Annotated in this window: 19 protein-coding genes and 1 pseudogene; 8 read left to right on the top strand and 12 right to left on the bottom strand. The window is 62.2% G+C overall.

The features are described 5' to 3' along the window. Nucleotides 1-208, bottom strand: a pseudogene (locus RMO23_RS18385) (hydrolase); the annotation flags it as partial. Nucleotides 209-432: 224 nt separating this feature from the next. On the opposite strand from RMO23_RS18385, the gene RMO23_RS18380 reads away from it, so the two are divergent. Beyond that, the gene (locus RMO23_RS18380) at nt 433-1281 is read left to right on the top strand and encodes an AraC family transcriptional regulator (protein WP_309684329.1); all 849 of its coding nucleotides are present in this window, start codon (nt 433-435) and stop codon (nt 1279-1281) included. 83 nt (nt 1282-1364) lie between these two features. Here the strand turns inward: RMO23_RS18380 and RMO23_RS18375 are convergent, their stop codons facing one another. Continuing rightward, a complete protein-coding gene (locus RMO23_RS18375) occupies nt 1365-2288 on the bottom strand; it encodes an SDR family oxidoreductase (RefSeq protein WP_309684328.1) in 924 nt (307 codons plus the stop codon). Between the two features lie 61 nt (nt 2289-2349). Between RMO23_RS18375 and RMO23_RS18370 the strand changes: the two genes are divergently transcribed. Continuing rightward, nucleotides 2350-3417 (top strand): CDP-6-deoxy-delta-3,4-glucoseen reductase, encoded by a 1068-nt coding sequence (locus RMO23_RS18370; protein WP_309684327.1) that lies wholly within the window; start codon nt 2350-2352, stop codon nt 3415-3417. Beyond that, complete coding sequence (locus tag RMO23_RS18365; RefSeq protein ID WP_309684326.1) at nt 3414-4385, top strand: tripartite tricarboxylate transporter substrate binding protein; 972 nt, start codon at nt 3414-3416, stop codon at nt 4383-4385. The genes RMO23_RS18370 and RMO23_RS18365 overlap by 4 nt, the downstream gene beginning before the upstream one ends. A gap of 250 nt (nt 4386-4635) precedes the next feature. On the opposite strand, the gene RMO23_RS18360 is transcribed toward RMO23_RS18365, so the two are convergent. From RMO23_RS18360 to RMO23_RS18325, 8 genes are all read right to left on the bottom strand, one after another. Next, complete coding sequence (locus RMO23_RS18360) at nt 4636-5352, bottom strand: ABC transporter ATP-binding protein (protein ID WP_309684324.1); 717 nt, start codon at nt 5350-5352, stop codon at nt 4636-4638. Between the two features lie 14 nt (nt 5353-5366). Next, a complete protein-coding gene (locus RMO23_RS18355) occupies nt 5367-6134 on the bottom strand; it encodes an ABC transporter ATP-binding protein (protein WP_309684322.1) in 768 nt (255 codons plus the stop codon). Between the two features lie 11 nt (nt 6135-6145). Further along, a complete protein-coding gene (locus RMO23_RS18350) occupies nt 6146-7255 on the bottom strand; it encodes an ABC transporter permease subunit (protein ID WP_309684320.1) in 1110 nt (369 codons plus the stop codon). A gap of 44 nt (nt 7256-7299) precedes the next feature. Further along, nucleotides 7300-8229 (bottom strand): branched-chain amino acid ABC transporter permease, encoded by a 930-nt coding sequence (locus RMO23_RS18345; RefSeq protein WP_309684317.1) that lies wholly within the window; start codon nt 8227-8229, stop codon nt 7300-7302. A 257-nt stretch (nt 8230-8486) separates the two neighbouring features. Then, a complete protein-coding gene (locus tag RMO23_RS18340) occupies nt 8487-9815 on the bottom strand; it encodes a replication-associated recombination protein A (RefSeq protein ID WP_309684315.1) in 1329 nt (442 codons plus the stop codon). A 22-nt stretch (nt 9816-9837) separates the two neighbouring features. Then, a complete protein-coding gene (lolA, locus tag RMO23_RS18335; RefSeq protein ID WP_309684314.1) occupies nt 9838-10548 on the bottom strand; it encodes an outer membrane lipoprotein chaperone LolA in 711 nt (236 codons plus the stop codon). Nucleotides 10549-10644: 96 nt separating this feature from the next. Further along, entirely contained in the window at nt 10645-12990 is a 2346-nt protein-coding gene (locus tag RMO23_RS18330) for a DNA translocase FtsK 4TM domain-containing protein (protein ID WP_309684312.1), read from the bottom strand. A gap of 86 nt (nt 12991-13076) precedes the next feature. Then, nucleotides 13077-13760, bottom strand: a complete 684-nt coding sequence (locus tag RMO23_RS18325) for a Crp/Fnr family transcriptional regulator (RefSeq protein WP_309684309.1) — start codon at nt 13758-13760, stop codon at nt 13077-13079. 160 nt (nt 13761-13920) lie between these two features. On the opposite strand from RMO23_RS18325, the gene trxB reads away from it, so the two are divergent. The 3 genes from trxB to rpmG all read left to right on the top strand — a co-directional run bounded on the left by trxB (nt 13921) and on the right by rpmG (nt 15401). Next, nucleotides 13921-14865: a thioredoxin-disulfide reductase gene (trxB, locus tag RMO23_RS18320; protein ID WP_309684308.1), complete on the top strand. Its 945-nt coding sequence runs from the start codon at nt 13921-13923 to the stop codon at nt 14863-14865. A 123-nt stretch (nt 14866-14988) separates the two neighbouring features. Beyond that, on the top strand, nt 14989-15222 hold the full coding sequence (gene rpmB, locus RMO23_RS18315) for a 50S ribosomal protein L28 (RefSeq protein WP_293403299.1): 234 nt from the start codon (nt 14989-14991) through the stop codon (nt 15220-15222). Between the two features lie 11 nt (nt 15223-15233). After that, entirely contained in the window at nt 15234-15401 is a 168-nt protein-coding gene (gene rpmG, locus RMO23_RS18310; protein ID WP_309684304.1) for a 50S ribosomal protein L33, read from the top strand. Between the two features lie 274 nt (nt 15402-15675). Here rpmG and RMO23_RS18305 read toward each other — a convergent pair whose 3' ends face one another. Further along, on the bottom strand, nt 15676-16875 hold the full coding sequence (locus tag RMO23_RS18305) for a fatty acid desaturase (RefSeq protein ID WP_309684302.1): 1200 nt from the start codon (nt 16873-16875) through the stop codon (nt 15676-15678). Nucleotides 16876-17083: 208 nt separating this feature from the next. Continuing rightward, complete coding sequence (locus RMO23_RS18300; protein WP_309684300.1) at nt 17084-18337, bottom strand: RsmB/NOP family class I SAM-dependent RNA methyltransferase; 1254 nt, start codon at nt 18335-18337, stop codon at nt 17084-17086. Nucleotides 18338-18395: 58 nt separating this feature from the next. Between RMO23_RS18300 and RMO23_RS18295 the strand changes: the two genes are divergently transcribed. Beyond that, nucleotides 18396-18638 (top strand): DUF1653 domain-containing protein, encoded by a 243-nt coding sequence (locus tag RMO23_RS18295; RefSeq protein ID WP_309684298.1) that lies wholly within the window; start codon nt 18396-18398, stop codon nt 18636-18638. Between the two features lie 39 nt (nt 18639-18677). Then, nucleotides 18678-19995, top strand: a 1318-nt coding sequence (locus RMO23_RS18290) for a peptide chain release factor 3 (RefSeq protein WP_309684295.1), incomplete at its 3' end; no start/stop codon positions are given.

The raw sequence follows: 19995 nt of genomic DNA, 5'->3' as shown, positions 1-19995 counted from the left end.
GCGGGGCGTCGAGCTCGACGTCGGCAATCTTGACGGCCGCACCGGCAGAAGCCGGAATTTTTCCGCCGTCGGCCATCGTCTCGATGATGCCCAGCACGCCTCTTGTGGCCTGCTCCGGCGTCAAGTCAAGCGGGGTGACTGCAAGGCCGTCGGTGGACACGAGGCCCACCTGCCGGCGGCCGGAAACCAGGAATGTTGCAATGCGCATGGGAAGCTCCTAAAGTTGAAATCTGAAACCGCGAAGCCAGGTAAAACGCTTCACGCCGCACAGTGGATTGAACTTTAGGCGCGACCGTGGAAGGCCGCTTATCGGTTCATCCGGTGGCGTATCAAACAGTCTGACCGCGTGCCAGGGACTTACCCGCAGCGGCCCGGCCACTACGGCCGATGGAGGCAATAATTGCCGTCACTCGAGAGTCAGGAGCAAGCAACATGGCCGAGGCATACGCACTGCACGAAGGCGCCTTTGGCACCGCGATCGTTTTAGAGCTTCGCGCCAACCTGGTGGCACATGCCCATTCAGAAACACAGATCGCGTTCTGGCTCGGTGGCGCCCGGGCCAGTGCCCGAGTGGGGTCGGAAATCGTCGAATACAGCGAGAACGTGGCGCTTGGGGCGAACGCGTTTGAATCCCATGACATGACCCTGCTCGATGACAGTGGCTCATGCCTGTTTCTGGCCTTCATGCTCTCGAACCAGTGGCTGGAAGATCGCGCCAAAGCACAAGGCCGGACCTTTCGGTTTCCCTCTCCGCGCATTCCCATTGATGGCGCCCTGCGCCAATCCTGCTGGCGCGTGCTCGATCTCATCATTTCCGCACACGAGGCACGCGCTTCGGTCGACGATGAAGTCGAGCGCCTGCTGGTGGCGGCCATCAACGCATCAAGTGTGCAGTGCGGCGAGGCAAAGGCCAGTGTGCGCACGTTGCTCGATCACCGGCTGCGAAGCGCGGTTGCCTATATGCGTGACACCACCTCTGAGAAGCTCACCGTCGACGAGATCGCGGCAAGAGTGGGGCTGTCCCGCGCCCATTTTTTCACGCTCTTCAGGGAGCAATTGAACACCACGCCCCAGGTATTCTGGAGCGCGGTAAGAGTTGAAGAAGCGATGCGACGGGTCGCCGATGGCGGGCCATTGACGGACGTGGCACTGGACCTTGGCTTTTCGGCGCCCGGCAATTTTTCGAGGTTTTTCAAGGACCACACCGGCGTGTCGCCCTCCATCTTCAGGCGCGCCGCGCGCGATCCCATGCCCGCTACGGTCACCGGCGTTCCCCACTGATCCCGGCCAGACAAGCTGGCGGCGGCAATTCGCGCCAGCGACTGGAATGGTTGCAAAAGCGAGGGCATTGACACGGCCCCGCCTCAGCCGCGCAAGCCCTCGTGCACCGTGGGGTAGCGCAAGCGCAGCCGCAGCTCCTTTTTCATGCGCTGGTTGTCGAGCCGGCGCGACTCGCTCATGAAGCTCAGCAGCATCAGCGGCAGTTTTTCCTGCGCGGTGCTGCGCGGCAGGCGCGGTGGCCGGGGCAGCTGGTAAAGGTCGGCCGCCAGGTCAAAGTAGTCGCCCATCTTCAACTGGGTGTCGTCACTGACATTGCTGATGCGTTGCGGCTTGCCGCGCCACAGGGCGGCCAAGCAGGCTCGGGCCAGGTCGTCGGCATGAATGTGGTTGGTATAGACGTCATCCTCGGGCGTCAGCACCGGTGTGCCTTTGAGCAGCCGCGCATGCGGGGTTCCGCCTTCGCGGTCGGGCGCGTAAATACCTGGAATGCGCAGGATGTGCACCCGCGTGCCACTGGCGCGGCCGAACCAGCGCAGCTGGTCTTCGGCATGCACGCGGCGCTGGGCGCGTCGGGTGTGCGGGTTCACGGCCCGCAGCTCGCTGGCCCAGTCGCCCTGGCAATCGCCGTAAACGCCGCTGGTGGAAGCGTAAACCAGCGACTGCGGCAGGCGGCGCAAACGCAGCGCCCGCAGCAGGGCCTGGGTGCGCGGGTCGCTGCGCCAGGCCGGGTTGTCGCCGGGCGGGGGCGCCAGGTGCACCACGCGCGTGGCCAGCCCGGCCAGGCGGCGCAGGCTGGCGCTGTCGTCGAGATTGCCCTGCAGCGGCGTGATGCGCTGCGCACGCAGGGCGGGCACGCGTTCGGCCGACGAGGTGAGCGCCATCAGCCGGATGTTGCGCGGCAACTGGCGCGCCACACGCAGGCCCACATCGCCGCAGCCGATGATCAGCACACGCTGGCGGCGAAAGCGGGAAGGCAGCGCGCCAAGGGGGTTTAGGTTTGAAGGCAAAATCGGGGGGCTCGCTGCCTGCGCAGCCAAGTCAATTAAAAGATAAGCCCAAGGATACCTAATGAACCCGAGCCAGAGCCAGAATCCGAGCCACAGCGTGACCGTGCAACCCAGCGGCCGGGCCTTTACCGCCAACGAGGGCGAGGCCCTGCTGGCGGCGGCCATACGCCAGGGCATCGGCCTGCCTTATGGCTGCAAGGACGGCGCCTGCGGCTCCTGCAAGTGCAAGAAACTTGAAGGCACGGTGACGCAGGGTACGCACCAGCTCAAGGCTTTGTCGCTAGAGGAAGCCGCCAACGGCTTCATCCTGACCTGCTGCGCCGTGGCGCACTCTGACGTGGTGATCGAGTCGCGCCAGGTGACCGATGAAAGCGCCTACCCGATCAAGAGAATGCCGTCGCGCGTGAGCAGCATGGCGCGCGCCTCGCACGACGTGATGGTGATTCGCCTGCAACTGCCCGCCGCCGACGTGTTCAAGTACCACGCCGGCCAGTATGTGGAGTTTTTGCTGCGCGATGGCGATCGCCGCGCCTATTCGATGGGCAACGCACCGCATACCCAGGCCGACACCCCCGGCGTGGAACTGCACATTCGCCACATGCCGGGTGGCAAATTTACCGAACATGTTTTTGGCGCGATGAAGGAAAAGGAAATCCTGCGCATCGAAGGGCCTTACGGCAGCTTTTTTCTGCGCGAGGACAGCGCCAAGCCCATGGTGCTGCTGGCCTCGGGCACCGGCTTTGCCCCCATCAAGGCGCTGATTGAACACCTGCAGTACAAAAACATCACGCGGCCCGCCGTGCTGTACTGGGGCGGGCGCCGCCCGGCCGACCTGTACATGAACGACTGGGTGCAGGCCAGGCTGGCCGAGATGCCCAATCTGCGCTATGTCCCGGTGATCTCCGATGCGCTGCCCGAAGACGGCTGGACCGGCCGCACCGGCTTTGTGCATCAGGCCGTGCTGCAGGACTTGCCCGACCTGTCGGGCTACCAGGTCTATGCCTGCGGTGCGCCCATCGTGGTCGATTCGGCGCGCGCCGACTACAGCGCGCTGGCCGGCTTGCCGCCCGAAGAGTTTTACGCCGACGCCTTCACCACCGAAGCTGACAAACACCGGGAAACCGCATGAAGCGGCGCCACCTGCTTTTCGGCGCCAGCGCCGTCACGCTGGCCCTCTCATCCCCATTGGCGCTGGCCCAGCCCAAGGTCATGCGCATCATCGTGCCCTACGCGCCTGGCGGGCCGATTGACGTGACGGCGCGCCTGATGGCCGAACGCGTCAAGGACTCGCTGGGCACCGTGATCATTGAAAACCGGCCCGGCGGCGGCGGCAACATCGGGGTGGACGCGATTGCCAAGGCCGCGCCCGACGGACTGACCCTTGGCATCGCCGCCGTGGCCACCCATGCCATCAACCCCTGGCTGTACAGCAGGATGCCCTACAACGCGGCCACCGATTTCGCGCCCATCACGCAGATGCTGCGCGTGCCCAATGTGCTGGTGATGAACGCCGACACGGCCGCGCGCCTGAACATCAACACGCTGGCCGACTTCATCCGCTACGCCAAGGCCAACCCGGCCAAGCTCAACTACGCCAGCGGCGGCAACGGCAGCGCGGGCCATCTGGCGGGCGAGCTGTTCAAGGCGCAGGCCGGCATTTTCGCGCTGCACATTCCCTACAACGGCGGCAACCCGGCGCAGCTGGCCCTGCTCTCGGGCCAGGTCGATTTCAACTTTGACAACCTCGCCACCGCCGCCGCCAACATCAAGGCCGGCAAGCTCAAGGCGCTGGCCGTCACCTCGGCAAAACGCAGCGCCCTGCTGCCCGACGTTCCGGCCGTGGCCGAGGTACTCAAGGGTTTTGAAATCGACACCTGGTGGGGCCTGGTCGCTCCGGCCGCCACGCCCAAAGATGTCGTGAGCAAACTCAACCAGGCTTTCGTGGCCGCGCTCAATTCCCCCGACGCCAAAGTCCGCTTTGCGGCGCTGATGGCCGAACCGGTGGCCAGTACGCCGGAGCAGTTTGGCGCGTTCATGAAAAGCGAGTTGGCGAAGTATGAGAAGGTGGTGAAGGCTTCTGGCGCCCGGGTGGATTGAGTTTTCAAGCGTTTTCGTGCTCTATCCCATATGGTACGGGAACATGCTGCTATTTAATTTGTAGCGTTTGGCTTTCACTACCAGGCCGGAGGTAGCCCGGCGGCTACTCACTTTCTTTTGCTTCGCGAAGCAAAGAACAAGTGCCTCGCCCGCCGGGGCGAGACCCGGCCTGGTTGTGAAGGGCATCAGCTACCAATTTGATAGCAACATGCACCCGCATTACTTGGGCCAAAGCACCAAAACCCCAGAATTACTCACCCAGATAAGCCGCCCGGACCCGTGGATCGTTCAGCAGTTCCTTGGCATCGCCGTTCATCGTGACGTTGCCCGACTCCATCACATAGCCGCGGTTGGCAATGCCCAGCGCGCGGCTGGCGTTTTGCTCCACCAGCAGCACCGTCGTGCCCAGCGCGGACACGTCGCGCACCACTTCAAAAATCTTGTCGACCATGATGGGTGACAGACCCATGGAAGGCTCGTCGAGCAGCAGCACCTTGGGGCGGCTCATCAGCGCGCGGCCCATGGCCAGCATCTGCTGCTCGCCACCCGACATGGTGCCGGCCAGCTGGTCCTTGCGCTCGCGCAGGCGCGGGAACAGCGCAAACATTTTTTCGATGTCGGCCGCGATGCCGGCTTTGTCGCTGCGGATGTAGGCGCCCATCTGCAGGTTTTCGGTGATGGTCATGCGCGTGAAGACGCCGCGGCCCTCGGGCACCATGGCCAGGCCTTCCTTCACCAGGTCCCAGGCGCCGCGGCCCTTGATGCTTTTACCCAGGTACTCGATGTCACCGCCCAGCGGAGGCAGCGTGCCGGTGATGGCTTTCATGGTGGTGGTTTTGCCGGCACCGTTGGAGCCGATCAGGGTCACCAGTTCGCCCTCGTCGACGTGCAGGTCCACGCCCTTGACCGCCTGGATACCGCCGTAGGCTACCTTGAGCCCGGTCACTTTAAGGAGTGTGTTTGCCATGTTTTTTCTTCCCTTTAATGGCCGGTGCCCAGATAGGCGGTGATCACTTTTTCGTCTTTTTGCACGTCGGCGGGCACGCCTTCGGCAATCTGTTTGCCGTAGTCGAGCACCGTGACGCGGTCGCACAGGCCCATGACCAGCTTCACGTCATGCTCGATCAGCAAGATGGTGCGGTTGTCCTTGCGGATCCGGTCTATCAGCTCGCGCAGCTGGACTTTTTCGGTCGCGTTCATGCCGGCGGCCGGCTCGTCCAGCGCAATCAGTTGCGGGTCGGTGGCCAGTGCGCGGGCAATCTCAAGGCGGCGCTGGTCACCATAGCTCAGGGTGCGGGCCTTGAAGTCGGCGTACTTGCCGATGCCCACATAGTCCAGCAGCTCGTGGGCACGCTTGGCAATGGCGGCTTCCTCGTGCTTGAAGCCGGGCGTGCGGAACACCGCGCCCAGCAGCCCCGATTTGGTGCGGATGTGGCGACCGACCATGACGTTTTCGAGTGCCGTCATATCGTTAAACAGGCGAATGTTCTGGAAGGTGCGGGCAATGCCGGCCTTGGCCACCTCATGCACCGCCGAGGGGGTGTAGGGCTTGCCGGCCAGCTCAAAGGTGCCGCCATCCGGCGTGTACAGGCCGGTCAACACATTGAAGAAGGTGGTTTTACCGGCCCCGTTGGGGCCAATCAGGCCATAGACCTGGCCGCGTTCGATATGGATGCCGACATCGGAGAGGGCCTGCAAGCCGCCGAAGCGCTTGGAGACACCCGAGACTTTAAGAATGGTTTCGCTCATGTCCATTCTCCTTATGGATTGATTGATTGCGCGGGGACTTTGCCGGCGCTCTTGATCAGCGACTTGCCGTGCTCTGGCGCAGGCCAGAGACCGCGCGGCCGCATCAGCATGATCACAATCATGGCCAGCGCAATCAGCAGCTGGCGCAGGATGGCGGAGTCGAGCCGGCCATCGGTCATGGCCTGCAACGGACCGGCCACATGGCGCAGCACCTCGGGCAGCGAGGCCAGCAGCAAGGCCCCCAGAATGACGCCAGGCAAATAACCGATACCGCCCAGCACCACCATGGCGACGATCATGATCGACTCCATCAGGCTGAAGGACTCGGGCGAGACAAAACCCTGAAAGGCGGCAAACATGGAACCCGACACACCGCCAAAGGTCGCGCCCATGCCGAAGGCCAGCAGTTTCATGTTGCGGGTGTTGATGCCCATGGCCTTGGTGGCTATTTCGTCCTCGCGAATCGCCATCCAGGCGCGGCCGATGCGCGAGTTTTGCAGCCGGTGGCAAATCACGACCGACACGAGCACCAGCACCAGGAACAGGTAGTAGTACATCGACACGGAGTTGACGGCAAAGCCGAGAAACTCGTGCTGCTTGCCCAGATCGAAGCCGAAAAACTTCATGGAATCAATCTGATTGATGCCTTTGGGGCCGTTGGTCAGGTTGTAGGGACGATCCAGGTTGTTCAGGAACACCCGGATGATTTCACCAAAGCCCAGCGTCACGATGGCCAGGTAGTCGCCGCGCAGCTTGAGCGTGGGCGCGCCCAGAATCACGCCAAACAGGCCCGCCAGCGCGGCTGCGGCCGGAATGGCGGCCCAGATCGGCAGGTGCAGGCCTTCGGGGAAGGCGGCGGCAATCGCCGGAAACGCTTCCGCCAGATGCGGCGAGCCGAGCAGCGCAAACAGGTAGGCACCGAGCGCAAAGAAGGCCACGTAGCCGAGATCCAGCAGGCCGGCATAGCCCACCACGATGTTCAGGCCCAGCGCCAGCAGCACATACAGCAGCGTCATGTCGACAATGCGCACCCAGGCGTTGCCGCCCTGCTGCAGTATCAGCGGCAGCACCAGCAGCGCAATGCCGGCAATTAAAAAAGTAAGCAGTTTGTTGGATTTCATCATAATTTCTCCTTGTTTCGGCTTGTAGGGGACTGGATGAAGGGCTAGGCCCGGTCCGCCACTCGTTCACCCAGCAAGCCCGAAGGACGCAGCGTGAGCACAAAAATCAGCACGATGAAGGCAAAAATATCGGAGTACTGGCTGCCCAGCACGCCACCGGTCAGCGGACCGATGTAGCCCGCACCGATGGACTCGATCAGCCCCAGCAGGATGCCGCCCAGCACGGCACCGCCGAGGTTGCCAATGCCGCCGAACACCGCGGCGGTAAAGGCTTTGAGGCCGGGCAAAAAGCCCATGGTGTGCTGCACCGTGCCGTAGTTGGAGGCGTACATCACGCCGGCCAGCGCCGCCAGGATCGCGCCGATGATGAAGGTGGCCGAGATCACCGTGTCGGGCCGCACGCCCATCAGGGCGGCCACGCGCGGGTTCTCGGCGGTGGCCCGCATGGCGCGGCCCAGCTTGGTGTAATGCACCAGCCACATCAGGATCGACAGCGACACCGCCGTGGCCCCCAGAATGAACAGCTGCGTCACCGTGATCACCGCGCCGCCGACCTGGAAGGGCTCGGAAGGCAACAGCGTCGGGTAGGGTTTGTAGTTGGGCTTCCAGATGATCATGGCCAGCGTCTGCAGCAGCAGCGACATGCCGATGGCGGTGATCAGCGGCGCCAGCTTGGGCGAGTTGCGCAGCGGCCGGTAGGCGATTTTCTCAATGGTGAAATTGAGCGCAGCGCAGACGACGAAGGCGATCAACAGCGAAATCAGCAAGATCAGCCAACCCGGTGCGCCCGGCATGGCTTCCTGCATCCAGCGGATGATGGTCCAGCTGGTCAGCGCACCCACCATCAAGACCTCGCCATGGGCAAAGTTGATCAGGTTGATGATGCCGTAGACCATGGTGTAGCCCAGCGCGATCAGGGCATACATGCTGCCTAAAACCAGACCATTGATGATCTGCTGCAGTAATACTTCCATATCTCAGTCTCCGTTTGATTGAAGTTGCCAGCCTGCGCGCACAAAGATCCCCGGGGACCCGATGCAGCGCGAGCGAGGTAACAAAAAGCCCGCCGGTCTAAACCCTTGAGAAGGGTTGTGGGGCGAGCTAATGCGCAAATTGTAGCCATGGGACTCTAGCGAGAATCGGGCCAACAGCGCGCTTATTTCGGGGTTTACCCTCGGCGGGGGAACTTTTCGTTCTCAAACGCCGGTTTATCAGCAGCTTTCTATTTTGATTAGTTCTTCTGATTGTTCTTGGCTTTCAACTCATTTAACTTATCAGCGATCCTGATTTCCAGGCCGCGGTTGACGGGCCGATACCAGTTGGGGGCGGGCATTCCGTCCGGAAAATAGTTCTCGCCAGCGGCAAACCCGCCCTCCTCGTCGTGCGCATAGCGGTAGTTCTTGCCGTAATCCAACTCCTTCATGAGCCGGGTCGGGGCATTGCGCAAATGCAGCGGCACCGGGCGGGTACCGTCGTTCTTGATGAAGGCCTTGGCTTCATTGAAGGCCTTGTAGACCGCGTTGGACTTGGGCGCCATGGCCAGGTAGATCACGCACTGGGCCAGCGTCAGTTCACCTTCGGGCGAGCCCAGCCGCTCATAGACCTCGGCCGCGTCCAGCGCCATGCGCAGCGCGCGCGGGTCGGCCAGCCCGATGTCTTCGCTGGCCATGCGGATCAGCCGACGCGCCATGTAGCGCGGCTCGGCGCCGCCGTCCAGCATGCGCATGAACCAGTACAGGGCGGCGTCGGGGTCGGAGCCGCGCACCGATTTGTGCAGCGCCGAAATGGTGTCGTAGAACTGCTCGCCGCCCTTGTCGTAGCGGCGCATTTGCTGGCCCAGCACCTTGAGCAGCCAGGCGTCGGCGACGTCGGTGGTTTTTTCCCTTTGCGCCGCCACGCCCAGCGATTCCAGCGTATTGAGCAGGCGCCGGGCATCGCCGTCGGCATAGGCAATGAGCCGGTCCACGGCGTCATTTGCTATGGTTTCGATAGCTGGTAGCGCACGTTCCTCAAGGACTCTGGCGACTATTTGCTTCAAATCGCCGTCGTTGAGCGGCTGCAGCACGTACACCACCGCGCGCGACAGCAGGGCCGAGTTGACCTCGAACGACGGGTTTTCAGTGGTGGCGCCGATAAAGGTGAAGAGGCCGCTTTCCACATGCGGCAAAAAGGCGTCCTGCTGGCTTTTGTTGAAGCGATGCACCTCGTCGACAAAGACAATGGTGCGCCGGCCACTTTGCCCCTGCCAGATGCTTGCCTGCTCCACGGCTTCGCGGATGTCCTTGACGCCGCCCAGCACCGCCGAAATGGTAATGAAGTGCGCCTCGAAACTGCTGGCCATCAGGCGCGCAATGGTGGTTTTGCCGACGCCGGGCGGGCCCCACAAAATGCAGCTGTGCGGCTGGCCCGACTCGAACGCGATGCGCAGCGGCATGCCCTCGCCCAGCAAATGCTGCTGGCCAATCACTTCACCGAGGTTTTTGGGGCGCAAGCGCTCGGCCAAGGGCGCCGGCTGCGCCTGCGTCGCCGTGCCAAGGGATTGTTCCGAACCGGCCGCCATTTTGCCTGTGCGCGCTGGGTGTTTACTGCTTGATCACGTCGGCGCCCGCCGGCGGCTTGAACTGGAAGCTGGCGGCATTCAGCGCCGGGTTGACCTCGAACTGGTTGAAGGTCATGACCGACTTCTGGCCAAAACTGTCCAGAATTTCCAGCATGGCCAGCTCGCTGCCCTTGTCGGTGGCCTTGAAGCCGACACTGATGCTTTGCAGCTGCCCTTCCTTGGTTTTGGGCGTGGCCTGTACCCACTGCAGGCCGGCGCGCTCGGGCAGCGGCGTCAGCGTGAAATCGGCCTCGAGCGCCTTCAGGTCCGCCGCCGCCGCAATCACCGCAGCCGGCGTGCCACCCAGCACCTGCGCCAGCTTGCGCGATGTCACCTGGTTCAGGTCCACATCGTGCAGCCACAAGGTCTGGCCATCGGCGACGATGCTTTGCTCAAACGGCTTCTTGTAGATGAACTTGAAGCGGTTGGGCCGCAAGAACTCGAAGCTGCCGCTGGAGGTCTTGGTCTTGGCGCTCTGCCCGTCCTTGGCCGGGCTGGTCACCACCTGGGTGAAGGCAGCGCGGCCACTTTTCGTCGTCTTGACGAAGTTTTCAAGGCTTTTCAGGCCTTCAGCCCCCGTCGTTTGTGCACAGATAGCTATCGAAAACGTAGCAAGCAGTGCCGTCAGCAGGTGCCGGACGCGGCGCAACTTCGGACTGAAAGGCTGGGCAATGGAAGATTGAATGGGCATCATGATTAGGGTGGTAGTGACTGGGTCCAGCCTTTCAGACTCGCCCACAGCGTGCGGGTTGCATCAAAGCCACGCCCTGCTCCGGGTTTTACCGGGTCTTTACTCGGCCCGGGCCGGCACCAGGATCTCGCGCTGGCCGCTGCCCGACATGGCACCGATGAGGCCGGCTTTTTCCATTTCTTCCAGCATGCGGGCCGAACGGTTGTAGCCGATCTTGAGGTGGCGCTGTACCAGCGAGATCGAGGCCTTGCGGTTTTTCAGCACCACCTCGACCGCCTGGTCGTACATCGGGTCCTTCTCGCCGCCGGCTTCACCGAGGTCGCCCAGCAAATCGCCGCCCTCGCCATCGATCGTGCCGCCTTCGAGCACGCCGTCGATGTAATTGGGCTCGCCCTGCTGCTTGAGGTAGGCCACCACGCGGTGCACCTCGTCGTCGCTGACGAAGGCGCCATGCACCCGGATCGGAAAGCCGGTGCCGCTGGGCATGTACAGCATGTCGCCCATGCCCAGCAGCGCCTCGGCGCCCATCTGGTCCAGGATGGTGCGGCTGTCGATCTTGCTGCTGACCTGAAACGACAGCCGCGTCGGAATATTGGCCTTGATCAGGCCGGTGATCACATCGACGCTGGGGCGCTGCGTCGCCAGCACCAGGTGAATCCCGGCGGCGCGGGCTTTCTGGGCCAGGCGCGCAATCAGCTCCTCAATCTTCTTGCCGACCACCATCATCAGGTCGGCCAGCTCGTCAATCACCACCACGATGTAAGGCAGGCGTTCCAGCGGCTCGGGCTGGTCGGGCGTGAGGCTGAAGGGGTTGTAGAGGAATTCGCCGCGACCCTTGGCCTCGTCAATCTTGACGTTGTAGCCGGCCAGGTTGCGCACGCCCAGCTTGCTCATCAGCTTGTAGCGCTTTTCCATCTCGGCCACGCACCAGTTGAGGCCGTGCGCGGCCTGGCGCATGTCGGTGACGACCGGCGCCAGCAGGTGCGGAATGCCTTCGTAGACACTCATCTCCAGCATCTTCGGGTCTATCAGCAACAGCCGCACATCGCGCGCATCGGCCTTGTAGAGCAGGCTCAAAATCATCGCGTTGATGCCGACCGACTTGCCCGAGCCGGTGGTGCCGGCCACCAGGCAGTGCGGCATCTTGGCCAGATCGGCCACCACGGCATTGCCGCCAATGTCCTTGCCCAGGCCGATGGTGAGCAATGACCGGGCTTCGTTGTAGGCCTGCGAGCCCAGAATCTCACTGAGCTTGATCGATTGACGCTTGGCGTTGGGCAGCTCCAGCGCCATGTAGGCCTTGCCGGGGATGGTTTCGATCACGCGGATCGACACCAGGCTCAGGGCGCGGGCCAAATCCTTGGCCAGGTTGACGACCTGCGAGCCTTTCACACCGGTGGCCGGCTCGATTTCATAGCGGGTAATGACCGGGCCGGGCGCGGCCGCCACCACCCGCACATCGACGCCAAAGTCCTTGAGCTTTTTCTCGATCAGGCGCGAGGTCATCTCCAGTGTTTCGGGCGCTACGGTTTCCTGCCTGACCAGGGCGCCATCGAGCAAATCGACCTGCGGCAATTTCGAGTCCGGCATTTCGCTGAACAGCGGCTTTTGCCGCTCCTTGACGACACGCGCGCTTTTCGGAATATCCACCAGCGTGGGCTCAATCAGCACCGGCACCGGGTGGTGTTCTTCAATCTCGATGCGCTCGTCAATCAGGGTTGCTTCGCGCTCGCGGGCGGCCAGTTTGCCCAGCGCCAGGTCTTCGGCGATCTCGCGCTTTTCGCGTCGCGAATCGATCCGGTTGTCGAGCCACGCGCCAATGCGCAAGGCCAGCTGCGCCCAGGAAAACCCGAACACGACCGACACGGCAATCACGCCCAGCGCAATGCAGACCAGGCCCGACCCGGCAAAACCGAGCCACTTGACACCGAGCGCGCCAACGAGATAACCGAGGACGCCACCGGCATGGCCGGGCAGCTTGAATTCAAACCGGTAAAGCCGCGACCACTCCAGTGCCGCACTGGCCAACAGCAGCAGCAACAGGGCCAGCCAGAACCGGATGCGGCTGGATTGCTGCGCCGCGGCTGTCGCCAGCGACTCGCCGCGCAGCCCGCGGGCCAGCGACGACAGCCAGACCCGGCAGCCCGCCGCCAGTGCCCACCAGGCCGAAAACCCGAGCAAAAAATAACTCGCATCGGCGAGCCAGGCGCCGAGGCGACCGCCCCAGTTTCGGGCCATGGCTTGTGCGCCACTGGCTGCCTCGGCGCTGCCCGAGGTGGACCAGGCGGCATCGAGCGGCGAATAACTGAGCAGCGCGGCGAGCCAGAAAATCAGCCCCAGCAGGCCCAGGATCAGGCTGACTTCGTGGGCAAAACGCTTGATGCCGGCGGGCGCGCCAGCCGCCGGAGAAGTTCTGGAGTTCAGAGTGTCGAGTGAGTAAGTCATAGTCCTGCCAAGAGCTTACCGCAGTTGCGCAGCCGGATCAGGACTTGCCCGTGCCAAGGGGGGTGAAAGCCCCGCGCTCAAGACACTCAACCGAGGGAATTGAGGCCCAGACGCTCTTTCACCAGCACCGAGCCATCCTCGCGGGTTTCGATGAAGCCGCGCTCTTCCAGGTCCTTCATGACCCGGCTCACCATTTCGCGCGAGGCCCCGACCATTTTGGCCAGATCCTGACGCGACACCTTGTCGCGGATCACCGCATTACCTGCGCTGTCTTCGCTGGCGGATTCGAGCAGCGCCTTGGCCACGCGACCGTACACATCCATCAGCGCCAGCGATTCAATCTTGCGGTCGGCATGGCGCAGGCGCTGCACCAGGCCTTTCATCACCGCGTAGGCCATGGAACTGTTTTCAGGCAGGCAACGCGCAAATTCGAGTCGGCCCAGAATCAGGGCGTCGGTCTGGATTTCTGCCCGCACCGTGGCCGAATGCGGCTCGTCGTCAATCAGGCTCATCTCGCCCACATAGTCGCCCGGCTGCAGCGTGGCCAGAATGACCTCGCGGCCCCGGTTGTCGGTGGTGATGACCCGTGCCCGGCCGGTCAGGATGATGGACAGTGCATTGGATTTTTTGCCTTGCTCGACGATGGGCTCGCCACGCTTGAAGCGGCGTTTGACCACCGCATTGGAGACGGATTCCGCCTGGCTGGCCGTCAGCATTGAAAAAAGAGGGACCCGGCGAATCAATTCCAGGTTGGACACCATCGTCGACATAGCTACATTCTCCCAAGCTCACGGCAGCATCAGTCGCCATGAGTTCTTACAATGACAATCAATTTGCAAAAAACAGACGCGCTCAAGGATCGGCTTTCGCCTTGCTTGCGCGAGATGGACTCTACAACAGTTCGACCACTTTCCCAATCAGTTTTTAAACATGAAACACTCCAAAGTCCTCATCCTCGGCTCGGGTCCTGCTGGCTATACCGCAGCCGTTTACGCGGCGCGCGCCAACCTGAACCCGGTGCTGATCACCGGCATTGCACAGGGTGGCCAGCTCATGACCACGACCGACGTGGACAACTGGCCGGCTGACGCGCATGGCGTGCAGGGGCCCGAGTTGATGCAGCGCTTTCTGGCCCACGCCGAGCGCTTCAACACCGAGATTATTTTTGACCACATCAATCAGGTTGACTTGGGCAAACGCCCGTTCACGCTGACCGGCGACAGCGGCAGCTACACCTGCGACACCCTGATCATTGCGACCGGCGCCTCTGCCAAATACCTCGGGCTCGAATCGGAAACCGCCTTCATGGGCCGCGGCGTCTCAGGCTGCGCCACCTGTGACGGCTTCTTCTACAAGGGCCAGGACGTGTGTGTGGTGGGCGGCGGCAATACCGCTGTCGAAGAAGCGCTCTACCTGTCCAACATCGCCAGCAAGGTGACGCTGGTGCATCGCCGCGACAAGTTCAAGGCCGAGGCCATCCTGATCGACAAACTGCATGAGAAAGTCGCGGCCGGCAAGATTGAACTAAAGCTGCACCACACGCTGGACCAGGTGCTGGGCGATGCGTCGGGCGTGACCGGTGTGCGCCTCAAAAGCTCCCAGAATGACGCCACGCAGGACCTCAAGCTCAAGGGCTGCTTTATCGCCATCGGCCACCAGCCCAACACCGACATTTTTGCCGGCCAGCTGGAGATGAAGGACGGCTACATCCTTACCAAAACCGGCCTGCAGGGCCTGGCCACCATGACCAGCGTGCCCGGCGTGTTTGCCGCTGGCGACGTGCAGGACCATGTTTACCGCCAGGCCATTACCAGCGCCGGCACCGGCTGCATGGCGGCGCTCGACGCCCAGCGTTTTCTGGAGCAAAACGACTAGGGTCTGCCCCACTCTACAACGGCTGTTTGGAATCCGATCGTTTTCAGGCTATAATTTAAGGCTTAGCTGCGCATCCCCCAACGATGGCAGCATCCGATTTCTAATTTTTTACGGAGAGTGCTCATGGCACGCGTCTGTCAGGTAACGGGCAAAGGCCCGATGGTGGGAAACAATGTTTCTCACGCAAACAACAAAACCAAACGTCGGTTCATGCCTAATCTGCAGTACCGCCGCTTCTGGGTCGAGAGCGAGAACCGCTGGGTGCGTCTGCGCATTACCAGCGCCGGTCTGCGCTTGATTGATAAAAAAGGCATCGACGCGGTCCTGGTGGACCTTCGTGCCCGCGGTGAAGTCTAAGGAGAAGCATCATGGCTAAAGGCGCACGCGAAAAAATCAAGCTGGAATCTACCGCCGGCACCGGTCACTTTTACACGACCACCAAGAACAAGAAGACCACGCCCGAAAAAATGCTGATCATGAAATTTGATCCCAAGGCACGCAAGCACGTGGAATACAAGGAAATCAAGCTGAAGTAATTCAGTGAATTCCGGCGGCGCACTGCGCTGCTCTCTAAAAAAACCCGCTACCTGTTAGCGGGTTTTTTTATGTCGGTCCGCATTCGCGCTCATTGACCCTGCGCGCTGGCCCAGCGGCCCCGCTCTCGCCTTCTAAGCCCGCGGCACAACCAGGCACCAACCCCTCCCCAGGCACAGGCATGAAAAAGCCGCCCGGGCAATCCATGCCGGGGCGGCTTTCAGGTAAACAGTCTGCCCGAAGTCAGGCCAGCCAGCCCGACTCGGCAGCCAATGGTTAGATACGGGCTGCGCGCAGCTTGAGCGAGAAGTCGCGCAATGCGGCAATGCCGCTTTCTTCTGCGCGGTGGCACCAGGCCTGCAGGTCAGAGGCGAGCTGCTCGCGCGATGCCGAGGTGGTCAGCCACATCTGGCGCAGTTCTTCGCGCATGGTGACCATCTTGTCCAGCACCGGGTGCTCGGCGCGCGCCTGGGCAAGCTGCGACCTGGCCGCCGCCGGCACCTTGTCATCGTCGCGGTGCAGCCAGCGGTTGGCGGCCTGCAACACCGAAGCATCGGCCTTCCGGGCCTTCAGCGCCTCGATCTCGGACTTGCCGGCGCGGCGCAGTTCGCGCGCGTAACCCGCCATCACCTCGTAGCGGTGGGCAATCAGGGCTTCCAGGGTTTTTTCGTCAGCCACTGGCTGGATGGAACCCAGCAGCAGCTTGGGCGGCACCTTCTTCACGGTGGCCAAGCCGACTTTTTCCATGGCGCGGATATACACCCAGCCGATGTCAAACTCATAGGGCTTGACCGAGAACTTGGCCGAGGTCGGATAGGTGTGGTGGTTGTTGTGCAGCTCTTCGCCACCAATCATGATGCCCCAGGGCGAGATGTTGGTGCTGGCGTCAGGTGCCTCAAAGTTGCGGTAGCCCCAGTAGTGACCAATGCCGTTGATGATGCCGGCCGCCGTGACGGGAATCCAGGCCATCTGCACGGCCCAGACTGCCAGGCCAGCCGCACCGAACAAAGCCAGATTCAAGATCAGCATCAGGCCGACACCCTGCCAGCTGTAACGGGTGTACAAATTGCGTTCAATCCAGTCGCTAGGGGTGCCATGGCCGTACTTGACCATGGTTTCCATGTTCTTGCTTTCGGCGCGATACAACTCGGCGCCTTTCCAGAACACGGTCTTGATACCGTGAGCCTGCGGGCTGTGCGGGTCTTCCGCGGTTTCGCATTTGGCGTGGTGCTTGCGGTGAATCGAAACCCACTCTTTGGTGACCTGGCCGGTGCCCAGCCAAAGCCAGAAACGGAAGAAGTGCGCCGGCAAAGCGTGCAAATCCATGGCGCGGTGCGCCTGGTGACGGTGCAGGTAAATCGTTACGCTGGCGATCGTGATGTGCGTTGTCACCAGGGTGTACAACACAATCTGCCACCAGCTGGCAGCTACCAGGCCATGAGCCAGCCAGTCGAGGGCGGCATCAAAAAAGATCATAAAAGTCCTTTAAACAATCTGCACCAACAACCGCTGCGATACGGCCTCCGGAGAACTGCGGCAGACAACCCAATATTGTAGGCGGTTCGGCAGCAAATATCAATCAACTGTTACATGCGCAACAAGAGTCGGAAAACCCAATATTCCAGCTTCAATCGTTAAAAACCAGCTATTTTCAGCCATCTGCAGCTATTTTTTACCGAAATTATCACACCTTTTGCCAAACGGCGGCAAAGAAGCCATCCGTCTGGTGCCGGTAGGGCCAGAGCCTCAGGTAGGGGCCACGGCACAGTTTGTCGGCATGTTCCACCCCCAGATGAGTCAGCAAGGGCCCGGTTTCAAGCACGTTGAACTCTTTATGGGCAGCGCTGAAGGCTTCGGCAATCGCCTCGTTTTCCTGGCGCAAAATGCTGCAGGTGGCATAAACCAGCCGCCCACCGGGCTTTAGCAGGCGTGCGGCGCTCTGCAAAATGGCGGTTTGCTTGGCCACCAGTTCATCGATCGCCTTGGGGGTTTGCCGCCACTTCAGATCCGGGTTGCGCCGCAGCGTGCCCAGGCCCGAGCAGGGGGCGTCGACCAGCACCCGGTCAATCTTGCCGGCCAGGCGCTTGATGCGGTCGTCGCGTTCATGGGCAATCGCCACCGGATGCACATTGGACAGGCCGCTACGTGCCAGCCGCGGTTTGAGCGCGTCGAGCCGGTGGCCCGAGGTGTCAAACGCATAAAGGCGGCCGGTGTTGCGCATGGTGGCGCCAAGGGCCAGGGTTTTGCCGCCGGCGCCGGCGCAAAAATCGACCACCATCTCGCCGCGCTTGGCATCCACCAGCAGGGCCAGCAGTTGCGAGCCTTCGTCCTGCACTTCGATCGCGCCGCGCGTGAAAGCATCCAGCTTGCCAAGCTGGGACTTGTCTGCCAGGCGCAAGCCCCACGGTGAATACGGCGTTGCTACTGTTTTAATAGCAGACTTCGCAAGCTCTTTCTGGATGTCAGCGCGTTTGTCTTTGAGGGTATTGACGCGCAGGTCGAGCCCGGCGGGCGCATTGAGGCTTTCCACCAAAGGCCAGAAATCATCGCCGAGCTGCTCCTTCAGCGGCTCGACCAGCCACTGCGGCAGGTTGTGGCGGTGCAGTTCCATCAGGTCGGCAGGCTTGACCTGGTCGCAGCGCGCCAGCCAGTCTTGCTCCTGGTCAGACAGCGCGCCCAGCAGAAAATCGCGCGGCGCCGCAAAGCCCAAAATCGCCAGCCGCCGCTCCAGCGGGCCGCTGCCGTGCTGAGCCAGGTAGGTGTAGAGCGATTTCTGGCGCAACACGCCGTACACCGTTTCAGCCAGGGTAGCGCGCTCGCGCGGCCCCAGGCGCAGTTCGCGAAAATAGCGCGACACCACCATGTCGGCGGGATAGTCAAATTTGAGAACCTGCTTGAGAAGCTCGGAACAATTGTCGAGAAGGGCTTTAGGATGCATAGCCTTGCATTGTCCCACTGCAGGCCCATGCCGCCGCTTTTCAAACCCCGGATGCCCCATGCCTGATGAAGCCCTGCTCCCGTTGACGGAAACCCCGCCCGGCCTGTACCGCCATTACAAGGGCCTGCTGTATGAAGTGGTGGGCACCGCGCGCCACAGCGAAACACTGGAGCCGATGACACTGTACCGCGCCCTCTATGGCGAGCGCGGCCTGTGGGTGCGGCCGGCCGCCATGTTTAACGAAGAAGTCGTGATCGAGGGCGTGCGCCAGCCGCGTTTTGCGAAGCAGCCCGAGCGATGAACGCTCGGCGGCGACCCACGTCACCGATAATCGCGGGTTATGTCTGAAACCACCGAAATCGCCAAACAAGTCAAGCGCCGCCGCACGTTTGCCATCATCTCCCACCCCGATGCGGGTAAAACCACGCTGACCGAAAAACTGCTGCTGTTCTCCGGAGCCATCCAGATTGCCGGCAGCGTCAAGGCGCGCAAGGCCGCACGCCACGCCACGTCCGACTGGATGGAGATTGAAAAGCAGCGCGGTATCTCGGTGGCCAGCTCGGTCATGCAGATGGAGTACCGCGACTGCGTCATCAACCTGCTGGACACGCCCGGCCACCAGGACTTTTCGGAAGACACCTACCGCGTGCTGACCGCCGTGGATGCCGCGCTGATGGTGATTGACGCGGCCAACGGCGTCGAGCCGCAGACGCGCCGCCTGCTGCAGGTCTGCCGCGCCCGCAACACGCCCATCCTCACGTTTGTCAACAAGATGGACCGCGAGGTGCAGGACCCGATGAGCCTGATGGACGAGATCGAACGCGAACTGGGTATGACGGTGGTGCCCTTTACCTGGCCGGTGGGCATGGGCAAGCTGTTTCATGGCGTGTTTGACCGGCGCGAGAACCGCATGCGCGTGTTCAGCCCCGGCGAGGACAAGTCGGGCGGCGACGATGAGATTCTGGCCGGCCTGGACAACGCCGAGGCCGGCAGGCGCTTTGGCGCCGAATACGCACAGGCTCAGGGCGAAATTGAGCTGGTGGCCGGTGCCACACCCGAATTCAACCGCGAAGCATTCCTGAGCGGCCACCAGACGCCAATGTTCTTCGGCTCGGCCATCAACAACTTTGGCGTGCAGGAAGTGCTCGATGCGCTGGTTGACCTGGCACCCGCGCCGGCTGAACGCGAAGCCATTCAGCGCGTGGTGCACCCCGAGGAAAAGAAGTTCTCCGGCGTCGTGTTCAAGATCCAGGCCAACATGGACCCGGCGCACCGCGACCGCGTGGTATTCATCCGGGTGTGCTCGGGCCGCTTCGAGCGCGGCATGCGCCTGAAAGTCCAGCGCACCGGCAAGGAGTTCCGGCCCAACAATGTGGTGTCCTTCCTGTCGCAGCGGCGCGAACTTCTGGATGAAGCCTACGCGGGCGACATCATCGGCATCCCGACCCATGGCGGCATCCAGCTCGGCGATACGCTGACCGACGGCATCGACCTGCAGTACACCGGCCTGCCCTTCTTTGCGCCGGAAATCTTCCACCTGGTCGAAGTGAAGAACCCGCTCAAGGCCAAGCAGTTGCGCACCGGGCTGATGCAACTGGGGGAGGAAGGTGCGATCCAGGTATTCCGGCCGCTGAAGAACAACATCATGCTGCTCGGCG

It is taken from the genome of Polaromonas sp. (assembly GCF_031411155.1).
GTDB lineage: Bacteria > Pseudomonadota > Gammaproteobacteria > Burkholderiales > Burkholderiaceae_C > Polaromonas.
The sequence above is the reverse complement of the archived record's forward strand: the minus strand, read 5'-3'. Positions and strand labels throughout refer to the sequence as shown.

Bases quoted from the DNA above. Each gene is read 5' to 3' on its own strand.
- RMO23_RS18325 (WP_309684309.1), bottom strand. From the start codon at position 13,760: ATGTCGACGATGGTGTCCAACCTGGAATTGATTCGCCGGGTCCCTCTT.
- RMO23_RS18300 (WP_309684300.1), bottom strand. From the start codon at position 18,337: ATGCATCCTAAAGCCCTTCTCGACAATTGTTCCGAGCTTCTCAAGCAG.
- RMO23_RS18340 (WP_309684315.1), bottom strand. From the start codon at position 9,815: ATGGCGGCCGGTTCGGAACAATCCCTTGGCACGGCGACGCAGGCGCAG.
- RMO23_RS18370 (WP_309684327.1), top strand. From the start codon at position 2,350: ATGAACCCGAGCCAGAGCCAGAATCCGAGCCACAGCGTGACCGTGCAA.
- RMO23_RS18350 (WP_309684320.1), bottom strand. From the start codon at position 7,255: ATGAAATCCAACAAACTGCTTACTTTTTTAATTGCCGGCATTGCGCTG.
- lolA (WP_309684314.1), bottom strand. From the start codon at position 10,548: ATGATGCCCATTCAATCTTCCATTGCCCAGCCTTTCAGTCCGAAGTTG.
- RMO23_RS18380 (WP_309684329.1), top strand. From the start codon at position 433: ATGGCCGAGGCATACGCACTGCACGAAGGCGCCTTTGGCACCGCGATC.
- RMO23_RS18345 (WP_309684317.1), bottom strand. From the start codon at position 8,229: ATGGAAGTATTACTGCAGCAGATCATCAATGGTCTGGTTTTAGGCAGC.
- RMO23_RS18365 (WP_309684326.1), top strand. From the start codon at position 3,414: ATGAAGCGGCGCCACCTGCTTTTCGGCGCCAGCGCCGTCACGCTGGCC.
- RMO23_RS18305 (WP_309684302.1), bottom strand. From the start codon at position 16,875: ATGATCTTTTTTGATGCCGCCCTCGACTGGCTGGCTCATGGCCTGGTA.
- rpmG (WP_309684304.1), top strand. From the start codon at position 15,234: ATGGCTAAAGGCGCACGCGAAAAAATCAAGCTGGAATCTACCGCCGGC.
- RMO23_RS18330 (WP_309684312.1), bottom strand. From the start codon at position 12,990: ATGACTTACTCACTCGACACTCTGAACTCCAGAACTTCTCCGGCGGCT.
- RMO23_RS18355 (WP_309684322.1), bottom strand. From the start codon at position 6,134: ATGAGCGAAACCATTCTTAAAGTCTCGGGTGTCTCCAAGCGCTTCGGC.
- RMO23_RS18360 (WP_309684324.1), bottom strand. From the start codon at position 5,352: ATGGCAAACACACTCCTTAAAGTGACCGGGCTCAAGGTAGCCTACGGC.
- rpmB (WP_293403299.1), top strand. From the start codon at position 14,989: ATGGCACGCGTCTGTCAGGTAACGGGCAAAGGCCCGATGGTGGGAAAC.
- trxB (WP_309684308.1), top strand. From the start codon at position 13,921: ATGAAACACTCCAAAGTCCTCATCCTCGGCTCGGGTCCTGCTGGCTAT.
- RMO23_RS18295 (WP_309684298.1), top strand. From the start codon at position 18,396: ATGCCTGATGAAGCCCTGCTCCCGTTGACGGAAACCCCGCCCGGCCTG.